Raw genomic sequence first — 18,146 nt, 5'->3', positions numbered from 1 at the left:
ACAAGCAAGTTTCCCAGCATCCGGCTTGCCATAATTTATCTTCTTGCGAAGACTAACTTTATGTCACCACTTGTTAGTTGTTTATTTTATTATCATGTTTTATTATATTTGATCAGGTCGATGTAATGTAAATAACATTTGCCAACAAAGAGGAAATAATCCCTTTTTGCGGAGAACCTGATAAAGATTCGTATTTGATGCCATCCTTCATGAAACCAGACTTTAGCCATTTGTGAATGGTTAAGAGGGTTTTATTCTTTTTGATAAACTGAGGTCGATTGTCTCAAAGTAGCCTGTTAGGTTGATTTTGACAAGGTAATTAATTCCTTTAATCTTGGTTGGACACGTTGGATGGCGTCATGACCAGATTTTTTGGTTCTAAATCCCAAGCTTCATGCTGAAAAGATTTTCTCAAAATAAGGAGTTAAGAATTTTTCCAGACCTTTTTGTATCAGCAGATTTTTGATGGTGGGTAGACCCAGAGGTCTGGTTTTTTTATTATCTATTAAGAATGCGGATTCTTTGAACTGGTTTTGGATGATAACCATTATTGACATATTCCTGATGGTATCTTTCTAATTTTCCAAGATTAATCCCATCGATGGTTTTGTTGTCAATTCCAGTAGTACCTGCCCCCTTTTGTTAACGGTGATTTTTCAACATGTTATAAAAGTTATTCATTCCCTGCTGGAATTCTCTTTTTAAAGAGTAACTATTGGAAGAACAATTTTGTTCGCAAAAGTTTAGTTGCTGGTGAAATCGTTATCAACTTGCCATTGAATAAATAATAAATTACTATCTTCTTTCGCCCTATAAGAGTCATTAACTCTCTTTTGAGTAAGACGATTAACTAAATTATTTCAAATTTAGGTTTATCCTTACGACTACCAAAAAGATGCTTTATCCTTGACCCTCCGGGCTTTTATTTCCGGATTAGTAAATTTAATTACTTCGTTTTAGGATTCTCCAAGTTACGCTAAATTATTCTTAGGCCATTGCAGGCTTCTCCCTAGAATTATTCGGTGGCGAAGTCTTTTTGAATAATTTGCTTTCGTCGCAACCCACTTTTATGGTCTGCTGTAATCTCGCATTCTTTCATTTGTTAGACCGACCATCTCCTTTCAGAGTTTATATCCTGGATATTGGTTAGATAGCACGAAATTTAGGCCTCTTTGGCGCCCGCATAAACATAATAATTCTTGGGAATAAACAATAAATTACTGACTTCTTTCGCCCTATAAAGGTCATTAACCTTCTTCCTGAGAGGACGATTGACTTAATGATTCCAAATTAAGTTTTACTCCTCCGACTACTAAAAAGTCGCTTTATCCTTGGGCCTAATGACTTTTATTTCATTATCGGTTAATTTAATAACTCTGCCTTTAGGATTCTCCAAGTTACTCTAAATATCAACCTTGGTTCCTTAGGTGAAATGACCATTAGATTAACGGTGAGATTCCAGATTTTTTTGTTGATAAAATATCCAATAATCGGTTATATATTGATAGTTTCTGGACTACTCTGATAGTAGTTTACGAGATAGGTTATACAATTTCATCTTCTTATTTTTCTTAGACCATTTCAGGTTTATCCTTAGAACCATTCGGTAGCGGCGTCATTTTAACTAACTACTTCATCGCAACCCGCTTTTAAGAACTGCTATAATTCCTGATTGTTTCCTTTCAGAAACCATTCTTATCCTTTCAGGATTTATCTTCCTGGTGAATGGTTATTTCACTTGATATTTAGGCCTCTTTGGCGCCCAACCGAATAGGTTGATAATATGCAATCCATTTATTATTATTATTCATTACTATAAAAGGTTCTTGGGTTATAATGTGTCTTTGATCTAAATAAATACCATTTTGAATTAATTTAATCATATAATCGTTTAAAATTATTTTTTTACAATTTTGAAATAAAATTTTAATATCTATTAAATTAGATAAAGAAATTTGATTCATTAAAGTAGCATTTTTTAGTTCATATAAACCAATTTTAGTTCTTTTTAATTGTTTTAATGCTCCGTAAGTATTCATATTTTTTCCAATATCTCTGATTAAACTTCTTATATAAGTTCCTTTAGATACATCTACTTGAAATTTAGCTTCTTGTTCTTTATTATCATATGAAATTAATTTCAAATTTGAAATGGTTACTTGTCGCGGAGGAATTTCTAGATATTTTTGTTTTCTAGCTAAATTATACATTTTTTTACCTTTAATCTTGACAGCAGAGAAAATCGGAGGAGTTTGCCAATATTGTTTGTTATTAAAAAAATCAAAATTTTTTTTTATCATAGATTCAGATAAAATTATGTTTTTAGTGTCCATTAATTTTCCATTAACATCTAAGGTATCATAATTTTTATTAAAAATGGCAGTTCCTTGATATTGTTTATCTAAATCGTTAAATAAAAATGCTAATTTTGTTGCTTTATTAATTATTACAATTAACAAACCTTCTGCTAAAGGATCTAAAGTTCCTGTATGTCCTGCTTTTTCTAAATTTAATTTTTTTTTGATAAATTTAACAACATCATGTGATGAAATACCAGAAGTTTTATTTATTAAAAAAAATCCCTCCATTTTGCTACAAATCATATTTTGTTTCCTATTTTTATTCAATATTAAAAATTCAAAAATATTATTTAATCTTCTATATCATCTGTTATAAAAGCGAATAATTCTGATAAAGATAAATAACCTACATTTTTTTTAATTAATTTAGTATTTTTATATAATAGTAAACTAGGATAACTTGTAATATTATATTTTTTAGCTAAAGCAAAGTTTTCGTGCCCATTAATTTTGATAATTTCAATATTGGGGTTTTCTTTTTTAATTTGTTCCAGATGAGGCATTAATTTTTGACAAGGAGGACAATGTGTTAGAAAAAAATCAATTAACAATAATTTATTTTTATTTTTAACAATTAATTTCTCTAAATTTTCTATAGAATTTTGCATTATTTATTATTCGAATCCTTTCTTAAATTTTAATAAATATATAACATACTTATATATTTAGTGAAAATTATTTTTGAGAATTTCATTTTTTCTCTAGATTTATGTAAATTAATGTTTAAAAATTAAAATTAATTTACGCTTATATATTATAATGATTTAAAGAAATTAAAAATTTTATTATTGCTATATAAATTGAATATTAATTTAAATTATTGTGTATTAATAATTATTTTTAAGTTATTTAATTTTTTTTCAAAATTTTTTAATACCAAAAAGTAATTGAATCAAAAAAAATAGGAATTATTATTTTTTTTGATAAAATTTAGTATGTATTAATCTTTATTATTAAAATAATAATATGTAAAAATGTTTTTTAAATTATTGAATCTTTTTATATTTTAATTATAATTATTAGATAAAAAGGTTTTTAAAAATACTATTTATATTTGTAATTATATAAATTTTTTTATTATATTAAAAAAATACATTTACAATTTTAATTTTGATTATTTATTGTTATATGAATAAGATTAAAAAAATTTTTCTTTATATTACTATGAATTTTTTAAAAAAGTGATTTACTAGGTGATAAAATAATGAAAATTGAATATATAAAAAATGATTTTGTGAAATATAATTTTGATATTAATCCTCAAGAATTTGAATTTTTTTTACAAAAATCTTTTGATAATATTAAAAACGATATTAAAATTAAGGGTTTTCGCAAAGGTTTTGTGAATAGATTATTATTTGAAAAACATTTTGGCGAAAGATTTTTATATCAAAAAGCTATTACATTTTTAGTTGAATCAAAAATTAATGAAATTTTGACAAAAGATGAAAATAAAATTATGGGAAAACCCGAGATTGTTGATTTTGATTTAAATAAAATAGAACGAAATCATAATTTTTCTTTAATAATTAAATTTGCATTAAAGCCAAAAATTGATTTGTGTGATTATAAAAATATTAACATCCCTATTAACAAAAAAAATCAAGATGTTTTAGTAACAGAAGAGGAAATCAATAAATCTATCCGACAATGGTTAAATATAGCATTTAGAGAACAAGGTTTTATATTAAAAAATAAATATTGTCAATACTTTTTTAATTTAGAAATACGACATAAAAATGTAGTTATTTTGACAGAAAATAATATCTGTTTTGATTTTAATAATGGCAATTTTAATTATATTATTGAACATTTATCTTCTCGCATATTAGGAATGAAAGAAAAAGAATATCGTAATTTAAAAATTAAATTTCCTAATACATTTTCAAATTCAAAATTATCTGGTAATAATGTTAAAATAAAATTATTTTTAAATAAAATTAATGTTATATCGGATATTGATTTGAACGCGGATATAATTAATCAATTGCATTTATCTGAAAATTTTCCTAAAATTGAAAATTTAATCGATTATTTCCGAAAACAATTGCAATTTAATAAAAAAGAAGTTTTAAAAAAACAAGAAATACAACAAATTGTGGAATATTTGTTAAAAAATTCAAGTATTGATATACCTCAACATTTATTACAAAATCATATTTCAATAACAGAAAATAAAATTCAACAACAATTAAAAAACAAAGATCCTAATTTAATCGAATATTTTCAAAAAAATAATTTGTCAGAATCAGATTTTAAAAAACAAATGATTGAAGAGAATGTGAAAAAAATAAAGATAGCCTTTTTGTTAGAAGAAATTGCTATTAAAGAGAATATTCGTATTTTAGATGATGAAATTAAAAATTTTTATCAAAATTTATTTCATAGTTCGAATTTTAATAATTTGGAAGATTTTCAAAAAAAATATGACTTTAACTATATTAAAACAACTTTATTACATAATAAAGTTATAGATTTTTTATGGAATAATTCCTCTTTTAATAAAAATTCTTAATTATTTTTAATATTTCAATTATTTTATAAAAATTAGAAATTAAATATTAGCTAATTTTTATATTATTAATAAGTTTAATTTTATTTTCAAGAGAGAGGCGAATAATGAATAAAAAAAATAAATTAACTCAAATAGAAGGCGATAATAAATTCGAATATATTGAAGGTGTTGAGGTTCCTTATGAATTGCCTGCAATTATTGTACGTGATGTGATACCTATTCCTAATAATGATTTTAGGATAGAAATAGGACGTGATTTTTCAATAAACGCTTTAAAACATGCCGAAAAAAGTAAATTTCCTTATGTAGTTATTTTGCCTCAAAAAATATTTGCTCTAGAAGATCCTGAAATAATAGATATTGCAGAATATGGGGTATTAGCTCGAATTATCGCTTCAGTTAAAATTCTTAATAGTTCTATTTATAAAGTTAAATTCCGTTTATTAAAAAGAATTAAAACAACTTCAATTTTGAAAAAAGATAATTTTTTTAATGCCACATATGTTCCAGTAACTACTGAATTAAGTGATGATATTAAAAAAGAAGAAGCTTTGATTAAATTAGTTATGGAACAAATAACTTCTAATACAAGTCAATTTTTATTTATATCTGAAAATAATTTGTTAGAACAAATTCAAAATGGTATTAATACCGAAAAAATAGCTGATTTAATTATTTTTGCTTTAAAAATTGATGAAAAAGAAAAATATAAGTATTTACAAGAAACAAATTTAAATAATAGATTATTTTATATTTTACAAGATATTCATAAAAAGATTGATATTATCGAATTAGAAAATAAAATAAATGAAGAAGTTAAACGTAGTATTGACGAAAATCAAAAAGAATTTTATCTTAGAGAAAAAATACGTGCTATTCAAAATGAATTAGGTGATAGGGCTAAAAAAGAAGAAGAAATAGAAACTTTACGAGCACAAATTAAAAATTCTAAAATGCCGATAAATATTAAAGAAAAAGCATTACAAGAATTGTCTCGTTATCAATCAATTTCTTCAGCGGTAGCTGATTCTTTTGTGATTAGAAATTATTTGGATTTTTTAATAGCTTTGCCTTGGGGTAAAAAAAGTAAAGATGTTAATGATTTAGAAAAAATTCGTATGGTTTTAGAAAAAAATCATTATGGTTTACAAGAAGCCAAAGAACGAATTTTAGAATATGCTGCTGTTAGAATTATGACTAAACATAACGCTCAAACGATATTATGTTTAGTAGGTCCTCCAGGTGTAGGTAAAACTACTTTAGCTATTTCTATAGCGGAAGCTTTAGGACGTAAATTTGTTAAACAATCTTTAGGAGGTTTGCAAGAGGAAAGCGAATTTAAAGGTCACAGAAGAACTTATGTTGGAGCTATGCCTGGCCGTATTTTGGATGGTATTAAAAATGTAGGAGTTATAAATCCTGTATTTTTGTTAGATGAAATAGATAAATTAGTAAATAATTTTCATCATAATCCGGAATCTTCTTTATTAGAAATTTTGGATCCGAATCAGAATAAAACTTTTGTAGATCTTTATTTATCTGAACCTTTTGATTTGTCGCAAGTATTATTTATAACTACTGCTAATGATATTAGTAATATTTCTGCTCCTTTAAGAGATAGATTAGAAATTATCGAATTAAATTCTTATACAGAAAAAGATAAGTTAAATATTGCTAAACAACATTTGATTCCGAAACTTTTAAAAGAACATGGTTTAAAAGCAACAAAATTTTCTGTTAGTGATTCTGCTTTAATTAAAATTATTAGGAATTATACTAAAGAAGCTGGAATTAGAAATTTAAGTCAAAAAATAGCTACTTTAATTCGCAAAACAATAAAAAATATTTTAATTAAAAAAATAATTTCCGCTAATATTAACGAAAATAATTTGGAAGAGTTTTTAGGAAAAATAATTTATTATGATTTATTAACCGAAAAAAAACCTCAAATAGGTGTTGTTAACGGATTAGCTTATACCACAGTAGGAGGAGATGTATTATCTATTGAAACTACTTGTTATCCTGGCAAAGGTAAGTTAGTTTTAACTGGTCATTTAGGAAAGGTTATTGAAGAAAGTGCCATTACTGCTTTTAGTTTTTTAAAAGCTAATGCTCACAAATTAGGAATCGATTACGACATGTTTAAACAAAAAGATTTTCATATTAATTTTGTCGAAAGCGCGGTTCCTAAAGATGGACCTTCTGCTGGTGTAACTATAGCTACATCTTTATTTTCTGTAATGACTAGTCAAAAGGTTAAAGAAAATATAGCAATGACTGGAGAAATTAGATTAACTGGAGATGTAGTAGCTATAGGCGGATTAAAAGAAAAAGTTTTAGCCGCTGATAGAATAGGTATAAACATCGTTTTTATTCCGAAAGCTAATTCTAAGGATATCGATGATATTCCTGAAGAAGTTCGTAGTAAATTAAAAATTATAACTATTCAAAATGTTAAAGATATCTTTGCTGAAGCTTTTATTTCTTCTTAATTTCAAATAGATGAAAATAATTTGGATATTTAATATTTATTGATTTGAAAATTTTTTCAAAATTATAATTTTAAAACTAATTTAAAAATTATTTTAACAATAAAAAAATACCAAAAAGATTAGATTAATTTGCATATATAGTTAGTATTTTTATTATCAAAAATAATTTAAGGCAAATAATGAATTTAATTTTGAAATATTTTGGTAAGATATTAGTAATAAGATAAAGAAAAATTTAATTTAAATTTTAATTTGAAATAGTTTAAATAGAATCTCTTTCAAAGATATTAAAGTTTTTATGCCGGAAAAAATATTTTTTCCGGTTCTATAAATAATTAATATCAAATTATAAAATCATAAATAAAAAATCTATTGAAAATTCATTAATCTATCATAATTTCAATGAATGTATTTAATTAAAAATTAATAAAAAGGTGATAATATGTTCGCATTACCTAATTATGTTATTTATATTATTTGTGTTATTATTCTTGTTAGTGTTTTGTTTTCATCTGAAACAGATGTCACTGATGCATTTGCAGAACAATATGGCACTTATAAAAGCAATCAAAGTATTGATAAATTTAATCGTTTCATTAGTATTTTAGTTTTAATTATCTTTTTGCAATTTTTTATTCAACAATCATTTTAATGATAATTGAAAAATTATATTTTAATAAAAATAAAATAAATATAGATATGTACAAAAAATATTGATTTTATTATATTTTTATATCTTTTTGTTATAATTTATGTTATAATAAGACAACATATTAATTGGATGATTTTAATTGTTTTAATAAACATGTATACATGAAACGATTTACTTAAACAATAAAAAATTTAATAAATGAATTATGAATATAATTAAATCTAAAAAAATGTAAAGGAGGTATATATGCCAAAAGTTATTACGAGAGAAAATGAACAAATTGAAGATGCATATAAACGTTTTAGAAGAGAAGTTTCTAAATCTGGTATTACTGCTATAGTTAGACAAAGAGCATTTTTTATTAAACCTAGTGTAGCGAGAAAAATGCGTGCTAAAAAATTTCAATTAAAAAAACGTTAATAAATTAAATATTTATTTTGATAAAAATGTTTTTTTATATTAAATTTAAATAAATTAAAAATTTTTTCAGTTTTTATTTTTATTTATTAAAATTGCAATAAATATAATTTGCGATAATAAATAAAAGTAAATTCTGAAAATTTCTTTTTTGTTATACAAATTTATCAAATTTTAATTTTAGATAAGATTTAAATTATGGATATTAAAATAGAAAACAATACTAATTTTGCAATTGATTATTTAATTCTTGTTTTAATTAAAATATTTCAAGATTTGGATATAGGAAAAAAAATAAATATTATTTTTGTTAACGATGATTATATGAAAAAAGTTAATAATTTTTATTTAAAAAAAAACTATACCACTGATGTTTTAGCTTTTAATGATTATACCGAAGATATTTCATTAGGAGATATTTTAATTTCTTTACCTAAAGCTTTTAAACAAGCTATTCAACATAATATTACCGATATACAAGAAGTTAGTTTTTTAGCTTTACATGGTTATTTACATTTAAAAGGTTATGATGATAAAACGGAAGAATCATTGTGTGAAATGATCGATTTACAACAAAAAATTTTAAAAAAGCATAATTTACATTTTGATTATTAAAATTAAAAAAATTTTTAAACTATTTTATTAATAAAAAGGAGGATCTTTTGTTTAAATCAGGATTTATTTCTATCATTGGCAATGCTAATGTAGGCAAATCTACTCTTATTAATCATTTAATTAATCAAAAAATATCGATAACTAGTTCTAAATCTCAAACTACACGTGATGCTATTATTGGTATTGATACTTCATCTTCTTATCAATTTATTTTTATTGATACTCCTGGTTTCCATTTTAATCGCAAATATTTATTAAATAAAATGATGCATCAAGTTACTTTGAGAAGTTTAAATGAAGCCGATGTTATTTTATTGATAGTTGATCAAGAATATAATCAAGAACAAAATTTTTTGGATATTATAAAAAAATATAATAAAAAAATTATTTTGGTCGTTAATAAAATGGATTTATATAAAAATATAATTATTGATAAAATTATCTTAAGTTATGTTCGAAAATTTCATTTTGATGCTGTTATTCCTATATCAGCTATTCATAATAATAATATAAATATTTTGAAAAAACATATTTTAGAATTTTTGCCTGAAGGAAAAATTTATTATCCACCTGATATTAAAACAAATATAAACCAAAATAAGTTAATATCTGAAATTATTAGAGAAAAAATTCTTTACTATTTGCATCAAGAAATCCCTCACGCTTCCACTGTTTTAATTGAAAATATTTTTCCTATTAATTCTTCTTCTATTATGAATATTTATGCCCTTATTTTAATCGAAAAAAATAATCAAAAAAAAATATTAATAGGTAATCAAGGTCATATGTTAAAAAAAATAGGAATTGAAGCTCGTAAAGATATTGAATATATTTTGAATAAAAAAATTTATTTAAATTTATGGGTTAAAGTTGAAAAAAAATGGCGTAATAATATTCATTATTTAAGGAAAATCGGAATATCATTAAATTTTAATTAAAAATAGCAAAGGATAAGTAAATGTTTTCTTTACAAGAGTTAATTAGTTTTGCAAAACAAAATGGTTTTATTTTCCCAGGAAGCGAAATTTATGGAGGTTTAGCTAATACTTTTGATTACGGACCTTTAGGGTGTTTGTTAAAACAAAATATTAAAAAAGCTTGGCAAAAAAAATTTTTTCAAGAGAGAGAAGATACATTATTATTAGATAGTTGTATAATATTAAATCCGAAAATTTGGGAATCATCTGGACATATTAAAAATTTTACTGATCCTTTATCAGAAAACAAGGATACTAATAAACGTTATAGAGCGGATCAGTTAATTAAAGAACATAATCCGAATGTAAATATTAACGAAATGTCTTTAGAAACTATGACACAATATTTAATTACCCATCGTCTTTTAGGTACTTCCAATTGGTCTCATGTTAAACAGTTTAATTTATTATTTCAAAGTCATCAAGGTTCAGTCCCATCTCAAAATAATATAATTTTTTTGAGACCAGAAACTTGTCAGGGCATTTTTGTGAATTTTAAAAATATTTTAAATACTTTTAGAAAAAAAATACCTTTTGGTATAGGTCAGATTGGTAAATCATTTCGGAATGAAATTACTCCGGGAAATTTTATTTTTAGAACTTGTGAATTCGAACAAATGGAATTAGAATTTTTTTATCATCCCGAAGAAACTCTAAAGTGGTTTGAATTTTGGAAAAAGTATACTTATGATTTTTTACTTAATTTAGGTTTAAAAAAAGAAAATTTAAAATTTAAAGATTATCATCATGCGGAATTAAGTCATTACGCTAGTAATACTACTGATATTTTATTTAATTTTCCTTGGGGTTTTGATGAATTATGGGGTATTTCTGTACGTAATGATTTTGATTTAAAACAACACCATAAATATTCAGGTATAGATTTAAGATATTTAGATCCACAAACAGGTAATAAATTTTATCCTTTTGTTATAGAACCTTCTGTAGGAGTTGAAAGATTATTATTAGCTATTATGTTGAATTGTTTACAAAAAGAGAATTTAGAAAACCAAACAGAAAGAATTTTATTCAAAATACATCCATTTTTAGCTCCTTATAAAATAGCAGTTTTGCCTTTAATTAAGAATATTCATCGAGAAAAAGCAAAACAAATACAACGTTTTTTGTGTAATTATTTTGAAGTTATTTATGATGAAACTAAAAGTATTGGTAAAAGATATAGAAGGCAAGATGCTATCGGCACCCCTTATTGTTGTACAATAGATCATCAAACTTTAGAACAAGATATTGTTTCTATAAGAGATCGAGATTCTTTAAAACAAGAATTTATACCTTTGAAAAATCTTAAAAATTACTTAATTGATAAAATATCTTTTTAATAACTTAATAAATTATTAAATTAATCTCGATTGGATAACAATAAATAAAAATAAATATGGATCAGATTAAAAAAAAAATATCATTTATTGACCAAATTAATCAAAAAATTTCTATTTACGAATTAGTTAGTCAAGCAGGCCTTTCTTTAAAAAAAAAAGGTAAAAATTTTATGAGTTTATGTCCTTTTCATGAAGAAAAAACTCCTTCTTTTTCTGTGTCTCCGGAAAAAAATATTGCTGTTTGTATGGCTTGTCATGAAGGAGGAAGTCCGACAGCTTTTTGGGCTAAATTAAAAAAAATAACTTTAGAATCAGCTGCGCATGAATTAAATTATAAATTTAATTTAAAAATATTAAATACACCTCAAGATTATGTACAAAATAAATTGATAAGTATTTTGGAATATGCTCAAGATTTTTTTACAAGCGCTTTACAATATATTTTACATAATATTGAAAATCATTATGCTTCTGATTATTTATTAAAAAAACGCAAATTAACTTTAGAATTAATTAATAAATTTCATTTAGGTTACGCACATGTTCATCCTCAGGCTCTTCAAAATCATTTATTACATAAAGGTTTTAAAATAGAAGATTTGTTAACGTTAGGTTTAGTTAGCAAATCGCAAAATAGTTCCGAAGAATATTATAGTTTTTTTCGTGATCGTATTATGTTTCCTTTGACGAATTCAAATGGTAAAATTATAGGTTTTACTGGTCGTTCATTAAAAGATAATCCAAATATTATTAAATATTTATTCAATAACAATACTATTTTGTTCAAAAAAACTAATGTATTATATAATTTATTTGAAAGTCTTGAATTTATTAAGCAAAAACAAAATGTTATTTTATGCGAAGGTATTTTTGATGTTATAGCTTTTTATAAGGTTAATATTTATAATACTATTGCTACTCTAGGAACTAAATTAACTTTAGAACACATTACTTTATTAAAAAAAAATACCAATAAAATTACAATTGCATTCGATGGCGATGAACCGGGAATAGAAGCTACATATAAAGCAGCTGAATTATTAATTAAATATAAAATGCGTGTTTTTATTTGGCATCCGCCCAATAATCAAGATCCAGATGAATTTTGGTCTAATCCGGATAATCAAAAATATTTTAATTATGAAAAATTATTACAAAACTCTCAAGATTATGTTTTTTATATGATCGAAAAATATTTAGAAAAAGGTTTGGATACAACCATTTTAAATAAAAATATCTTAAATTTAATTCAATATTATGATGAACAAACTAAAAATGATTATTTTCAAATTATTTATAAAAAATATTCTCTTTTTATAGCTAATGATATTTATAATACAAAAATTATGAATTTACAAGATTATAAAACACTTATGTGTCAAAATTATTTTCAAGAAATTCCCAAACCAACTAAAAGTATTGTAAGTCTTGTAGAAAAAGAAATTTTAATTGAAATTTTATTAAATCCAGAACATTTAAAATCAATTAAACATGATATTTATGATTATGTAGTTTCGGATATAAATATTTTAAAATTAATAGACCAAATTGATATTTATTATCAAAAGGATGCGACAGAAAATGAAATAAAAGATGGTATTGATTTAGAACGTTTTATGGAAATTTATGGTGATTTTATATCAGAATTATCAAAAGAAATTGATATTTATGGTTTATTTTTAGAAATTAAAAATAGTTATTTATTTAAAAAAAAAATACGTATCCAAAAATCCGAAAATTTAACTGAATTTTATTGTTATTTAAAAAGGCATTTAATGGATCAAATGAGACAAGAATTAAAAATTCTTAAAAATAAATTGCAAAATTTATCAGAACAAATTATAAAAACTAATAACAAAACAGATGATGATCTAAAAAAATTAATATTATTAGAAATAGCCCGTAAACAAAGAGAGTTATTAAAGTTGAAAAATATAGGAGTTTGTGATGAATCTAAAAATGACAATTAAAAAAATCTACAAACAAAAAATTTTGCAATTTGAAAAAATAGGTGAAACAGTTCTCGCTGATATTTTCAAAAGAGAATTAAAATGGTTTAATTGTAATATAAAAGATATAAATAATATTTATAAAAAAATGGTTAAATTTTTTTTAATTAATAGTAAGTTAATAAATAAAAAAATATCTAAAAGTATGAGACCAATAAAATCTCAAAGTTATTTAGAAAATTCTGATTATAATACAATAGACATAGAAGATTTAGAAGATGAAAATATTAATATTGAAACTATTCGTTCCGAAGATATACAAGAAGATCTTAATTTAAAAAAAATTGCTAATTCGATTAAAGTTGATGATCCGGTAAGAATGTATTTGAAAGAAATCGGACAAATACCCTTATTAACTTTAGAAAAAGAAAAAGAAAATTCTAAATTAGTTTACGAAGGCGTAAAAGCTAAACAAAAATTAGAAGATTTTAAAAATAAATTAATATCTCTAACTAACGAAGAATTAGAACAACTTCAATTATCCATTAATAAAGCTGTTATAGCAAAAAATAAATTAATTGAAGCTAATTATCGCTTAGTAGTATCAGTAGCTAAATTATATATAGGCAGAAAAATTAAATTTTTAGATTTAATTCAAGAAGGTAATATGGGATTGATGAGGGCTGTAGATAAATTTGATTATACCAAAGGTTTTAAATTTTCTACTTATGCAACTTGGTGGATTCGACAAGCTATTACTAGAGCTGTTGCCGATCAATCTCGTACTATTAGGTGCCCAGTTCATGTTTCAGATATTTTAAATAAAATTTCACGTTTAAGAGGGAAATTAACTCAAGATTTAGCTCGAAAGGCAGAAAATCATGAAATAGCTAAAGCTATGAACTTAGAAACAAAAAAAATTAATGATTTGCAAATGATTGAAAAAGAAACTATTTCTTTAGAAACATCTATTCGTGATGAAGATGATTCTTCTTTAGGGGATTTTATTAGCGATCCTAATGCTATTTCTCCTCATGATTATATGTTACAAGAAACTTTAAAAAAAACTTTAGAAGAATCATTAGAAGAAGCTTTAACTCCTAGAGAACAACTTGTTTTAAAAATGAGGTATGGAATTTTAGAAGGAGATAACAGAGTACACACTTTAGAAGAAGTTGGAGCTAAACTAGGTGTTACACGTGAACGTATTCGCCAAATAGAAGCCAAAGCTTTAAGACGTTTAAGATCTCCTTCAAGGCAAAATAAATTAAAAATTTTATATAAAAATATCAATAGAAAATAAATATGAATAGAATTTTATTTATAGCTTCGTTAATTAAAAATTATAATACAGTTGCTGATATCGGTACAGATCATGGATTAGTATTAAAAAAAGCATTAGATTTAGGATATATTCGTAAAGGAATTGCTGTAGATATCAGTGCTAAAGCTTTATCTCGAGCTCGTAAAAATTTAGAAAATTATCCTGTTCAATTTTTTGTTAGTGATGGTTTTCAAAATATTTCTGTAGATTTTGATTTAGCAGTTATTTGTGGTTTAGGAGCTTATACAATTATAAATATATTAAAAAATGCTCCAATTACTAAACCATGTTTGTTAGGTTGCCAAAGTAAAATACATTTATTGTTTGATTGGTTAAAAAAGAATGATTTTATTATTTTAAAACATTATGTTTTTTCTGAGGGCGCCAAAGAGGCCTAAATTTCGTGCTATCTAACCAATAGCCAGGGCCGATAAACCCTGCAAGGAGATGGTCGGTTTGGCAGACGAAAGAATGTCAGATTAGAGCAGACCATAAAAGCGAGTTGCGACGAAAGCAAATTAGTCAAAAAGACTTCGCCACCGAATAATTCTAGGGAGAAGCCTGAGATGGCCTAAGAAGGAAAATTGAGGTAATAATGAGACCTGTTCCGGAAGTTGCTTACAACGGACAGTCCAGAGTCTACTAGTGTATATCAGAAGCACGGAGTAGTTTATCAGATAAGAAACCTGGAATCAGCCTCCCAAAGAGGATACTTCCCCTAAAGAATTAAGGTCGAAATTTAGCGTAACTTGGAGAATCCTAACACCAAGTAATGAAATTTACTAATCCGAAAATAAAAGCCCGGATGGTCAAGGATAAAGAGTCTTTTTAGTAGTCGTAAGGGTAAACCTAAATTTGGAATAATTTAGTTAATCGGCTTACCGAGAAGAGAGTTAATGACTCTTATAGGGCGAAAGAAGATAGTAATTTATTGTTTATGCATTGGGACCGCGGAAGCTAGGGATGATTTGGAGTTAAGCTTCCGCGAACTATGAATAAGATTCACGACCAATCTTTAAAACAACGTCCATCAACAAAATAAGAACTCAAGTGAGAGATAAACACCTACCTCATGTTTAATGGGGGGGTTCTGTCAACTAAGGGGAAGAAACAGTCGGATTTGATGGGAGAACCACAAGTGACATTAATTTAATGACATTAAATAAGGATCACCAAAAATATGTTCATAACCAAGACAATCTGAAACCGGTTAGGTCAAGAATAAACATTTAACTAGTGGTGACATGAAGTTAAACCCGGAAAAGGGATAAATTAGGGAAAGCGGTGTGCTGGGAAACTGGCTCGCACCGTTTGGACGGGGGCTGTTTGTAATATTTGATAGCTTTCAAAGAAACGCAAATAATCTATCCGTATAATATATCTGCTATCATTATGAATGCTAATCCTTGGGCGCCAAAAGAAGCCTAAATTTCGTGCTATTTAACCAATAGCCAGGGTCGATAAACCCTGAAAGGAGATGGTCGGTCTAACAAACGAAAGAATGTCAGATTACAGCAGACCATAAAAGCGGGTTGCGATGAAAGCAAATTAGTCAAGAAGACCTCGCCACCAAATAATTCCATGGAGAAGCCTGAGATGGCCTAAGAAGGAAAATTGATGTAATAGCATGACCTGTTTCGGAAGTTGCTTAAACGGACAGTCCAGAGTCTACTAATATAAAAAGGATGTATTGGGTAGTTTATCAAAGAAGCCTGGAATCAGCCTCCATAAGAGGGTACTTCCCCTAAGGAATTAAGGTAGAAATCTAGTGTAACTTGGAGAATCCTAAAACGAAGTAATTAAATTTACTAATCCGGAGATAAAAGCCCGGATGGTCAAGGATAAAGAATCTTTTTAGTAGTCGTAAGGGTAAACCTAAATTTGGAATAATTTAGTTAATCGCCTTACCGAGAAGAGAGTTAACGACTCTTATAGGGCGAAAGAAGATAGTAATTTATTATTTATTCAATGGTATCAAGAGAGGGGTTGATATATTATGTCAACAACTGTTTCACTCGAAACTAAACTTTCGCGAACATAGAATATCGTTCATCAAATGGTTGCTCCCTAAAAAGAGAATTACAGCAGGGAATGAATAACTTCTATAACACGTTAACAGCGTTCAATAAAATTGCTGCTAATAAAGGGGTGGGAACACCCGGAATTAACAACGAAACCATCGATGGAATTAATCTAGAAAAACTAGAAAGGTACCATCAGGAATACGTCAATAATGGTTATAACCCCCAAACCAGTTAAAAGAATTCTCATTCCTAGTGATAATAAAGGAACCAGACCCTTAGGGCTACCTACTATCAAAGACCGACTAATACAAAAATGCCTCGAACAACTCTTAACTCCCTATTTTGAAAATATTTTTTCAGAATGGAGCTTTGGATTCAGAACCAAAAAATCTGGTCATGACGCCATCAAACGCGTCAAACAAAGATTTAAAGGAATTGATTACATTATCAAAATCGACTTAAAAGGCTACTTTGATACCATCAATCATGAGATTCTCATAAGAACCTTAAATCGATTCATCAGAAAGAATAAAGTCCTCTCAACCGTTAACAAATGGTTGAAAGTCGGCTTCATGAAAGATGGGATCAAATACGAATCCTTATCAGGTTCTCCTCAAGGGGGAATAATCTCTCCTCTGTTGGCGAATGTATATTTACATGACATCGACCTAAAAATGGAGGAACTGATCAAAGAAAGGAAGCCGATTAGGAAGAACAACCCAGAATATCGGAAAGCATGGCTTAAAAACCATCACCATCAACTAGGGATCGATAGTCGTATTAATTTGAACCCAAAGACAAGAGTTGAGTACATCCGCTACGCTGATGATTTTATCATTGGTGTTAAGGGCGAGTATGACAAAGCCGAAAGGATTAAGAATCAAGTAACACAATGGCTAAAACAAGATTTGAAACTTACCATTAGTAAGAACAAATCAAAAATTGTCAAAGCCAATAAAGGCACAAGGTTTTTATCCTACATGATAAAGGTGAATCCCACCAATAAAACTCGTATAAGGAAATCTACAAAGAATTCCTTAAACGGTAAAGTTCAAATCCAAGTTCCCAAAATGAGAGCCAAAGAATATGGACACGAATATAATTGGTTAAAAGAGGGAAAGGTAAAACACGACGAAACATTAGCGAATAGAGACGAATTAGAGATAATCCGGACCTACAAAGCAATCGTTAGAGGAATTATCCAATACTTTTGTTTGGCTAACAATCTCGGTGTTTTAACCTATCTAAACTATCTAGCTGAAGATAGCTGTTTGAAAACGCTGGCAAGAAAACGAAAAACGTCGATTGCCAGAGTTCGAAAGAAACTTAAACTTGGGGTATCTCCTATATTAACAAAGGAAAGACTCAATACGAACCATGGGAAGTCTACTCTTGGGATAAAATTAAAAAAATGCGTAACTATAAAGGGAATCCGGATATTACTATTAATAGATTTATATTCCAAGGTCGCACGCATCTAA

At 26.1% G+C, this 18,146-nt stretch carries 12 protein-coding genes and 1 pseudogene; 11 read left to right on the top strand and 2 right to left on the bottom strand.

The features are described from left to right. Positions 1 to 1,745: 1,745 nt before the first annotated feature. Together truB and OC683_RS00060 are read right to left on the bottom strand one after the other, a co-directional pair. On the bottom strand, positions 1,746 to 2,588 hold the full coding sequence (truB, locus tag OC683_RS00065; protein WP_304514560.1) for a tRNA pseudouridine(55) synthase TruB: 843 nt from the start codon (positions 2,586 to 2,588) through the stop codon (positions 1,746 to 1,748). Between the two features lie 62 nt (positions 2,589 to 2,650). Next, positions 2,651 to 2,968: a thioredoxin family protein gene (locus tag OC683_RS00060; protein WP_304514543.1), complete on the bottom strand. Its 318-nt coding sequence runs from the start codon at positions 2,966 to 2,968 to the stop codon at positions 2,651 to 2,653. A 596-nt stretch (positions 2,969 to 3,564) separates the two neighbouring features. Here OC683_RS00060 and OC683_RS00055 point away from each other — a divergent pair. The 11 genes and pseudogenes from OC683_RS00055 to OC683_RS00005 all read left to right on the top strand — a co-directional run. Continuing rightward, a complete protein-coding gene (locus OC683_RS00055; RefSeq protein ID WP_304514542.1) occupies positions 3,565 to 4,875 on the top strand; it encodes a trigger factor in 1,311 nt (436 codons plus the stop codon). A gap of 104 nt (positions 4,876 to 4,979) precedes the next feature. Beyond that, positions 4,980 to 7,367 (top strand): endopeptidase La, encoded by a 2,388-nt coding sequence (lon, locus tag OC683_RS00050; RefSeq protein ID WP_304514541.1) that lies wholly within the window; start codon positions 4,980 to 4,982, stop codon positions 7,365 to 7,367. 442 nt (positions 7,368 to 7,809) lie between these two features. After that, positions 7,810 to 8,019 carry a hypothetical protein gene (locus tag OC683_RS00045; protein ID WP_304514540.1) on the top strand — a complete coding sequence of 70 codons (210 nt, stop codon included), beginning with the start codon at positions 7,810 to 7,812 and terminating at the stop codon, positions 8,017 to 8,019. A gap of 246 nt (positions 8,020 to 8,265) precedes the next feature. After that, complete coding sequence (gene rpsU, locus OC683_RS00040; protein ID WP_193622063.1) at positions 8,266 to 8,439, top strand: 30S ribosomal protein S21; 174 nt, start codon at positions 8,266 to 8,268, stop codon at positions 8,437 to 8,439. Positions 8,440 to 8,634: 195 nt separating this feature from the next. Further along, complete coding sequence (gene ybeY, locus OC683_RS00035) at positions 8,635 to 9,051, top strand: rRNA maturation RNase YbeY (RefSeq protein WP_304514539.1); 417 nt, start codon at positions 8,635 to 8,637, stop codon at positions 9,049 to 9,051. Between the two features lie 47 nt (positions 9,052 to 9,098). Further along, positions 9,099 to 9,989, top strand: a complete 891-nt coding sequence (gene era, locus OC683_RS00030; protein WP_304514538.1) for a GTPase Era — start codon at positions 9,099 to 9,101, stop codon at positions 9,987 to 9,989. A 20-nt stretch (positions 9,990 to 10,009) separates the two neighbouring features. Next, positions 10,010 to 11,368 (top strand): glycine--tRNA ligase, encoded by a 1,359-nt coding sequence (locus OC683_RS00025; RefSeq protein ID WP_304514537.1) that lies wholly within the window; start codon positions 10,010 to 10,012, stop codon positions 11,366 to 11,368. 56 nt (positions 11,369 to 11,424) lie between these two features. Then, positions 11,425 to 13,338 carry a DNA primase gene (dnaG, locus tag OC683_RS00020; protein WP_304514536.1) on the top strand — a complete coding sequence of 638 codons (1,914 nt, stop codon included), beginning with the start codon at positions 11,425 to 11,427 and terminating at the stop codon, positions 13,336 to 13,338. Continuing rightward, entirely contained in the window at positions 13,316 to 14,620 is a 1,305-nt protein-coding gene (locus OC683_RS00015) for a sigma-70 family RNA polymerase sigma factor (RefSeq protein WP_304514535.1), read from the top strand. The genes dnaG and OC683_RS00015 overlap by 23 nt, the downstream gene beginning before the upstream one ends. Positions 14,621 to 14,622: 2 nt before the next feature. Next, on the top strand, positions 14,623 to 15,039 hold the full coding sequence (locus tag OC683_RS00010) for a tRNA (adenine(22)-N(1))-methyltransferase TrmK (protein ID WP_304514534.1): 417 nt from the start codon (positions 14,623 to 14,625) through the stop codon (positions 15,037 to 15,039). Positions 15,040 to 16,637: 1,598 nt separating this feature from the next. After that, a pseudogene (locus OC683_RS00005) lies at positions 16,638 to 18,146 on the top strand (reverse transcriptase domain-containing protein); the annotation flags it as partial.

The organism is Candidatus Phytoplasma crotalariae, from assembly GCF_030586865.1.
GTDB lineage: Bacteria > Bacillota_I > Bacilli_A > Acholeplasmatales > Acholeplasmataceae > Phytoplasma > Phytoplasma citri.
Note: the sequence above shows the minus strand (reverse complement) of the source record. Positions and strands in the feature narration are given on the sequence as shown.

Bases quoted from the DNA above. Each gene is read 5' to 3' on its own strand.
- truB (WP_304514560.1), bottom strand. From the start codon at position 2,588: ATGGAGGGATTTTTTTTAATAAATAAAACTTCTGGTATTTCATCACAT.
- OC683_RS00060 (WP_304514543.1), bottom strand. From the start codon at position 2,968: ATGCAAAATTCTATAGAAAATTTAGAGAAATTAATTGTTAAAAATAAA.
- OC683_RS00055 (WP_304514542.1), top strand. From the start codon at position 3,565: ATGAAAATTGAATATATAAAAAATGATTTTGTGAAATATAATTTTGAT.
- lon (WP_304514541.1), top strand. From the start codon at position 4,980: ATGAATAAAAAAAATAAATTAACTCAAATAGAAGGCGATAATAAATTC.
- OC683_RS00045 (WP_304514540.1), top strand. From the start codon at position 7,810: ATGTTCGCATTACCTAATTATGTTATTTATATTATTTGTGTTATTATT.
- rpsU (WP_193622063.1), top strand. From the start codon at position 8,266: ATGCCAAAAGTTATTACGAGAGAAAATGAACAAATTGAAGATGCATAT.
- ybeY (WP_304514539.1), top strand. From the start codon at position 8,635: ATGGATATTAAAATAGAAAACAATACTAATTTTGCAATTGATTATTTA.
- OC683_RS00025 (WP_304514537.1), top strand. From the start codon at position 10,010: ATGTTTTCTTTACAAGAGTTAATTAGTTTTGCAAAACAAAATGGTTTT.
- dnaG (WP_304514536.1), top strand. From the start codon at position 11,425: ATGGATCAGATTAAAAAAAAAATATCATTTATTGACCAAATTAATCAA.
- OC683_RS00015 (WP_304514535.1), top strand. From the start codon at position 13,316: ATGAATCTAAAAATGACAATTAAAAAAATCTACAAACAAAAAATTTTG.
- OC683_RS00010 (WP_304514534.1), top strand. From the start codon at position 14,623: ATGAATAGAATTTTATTTATAGCTTCGTTAATTAAAAATTATAATACA.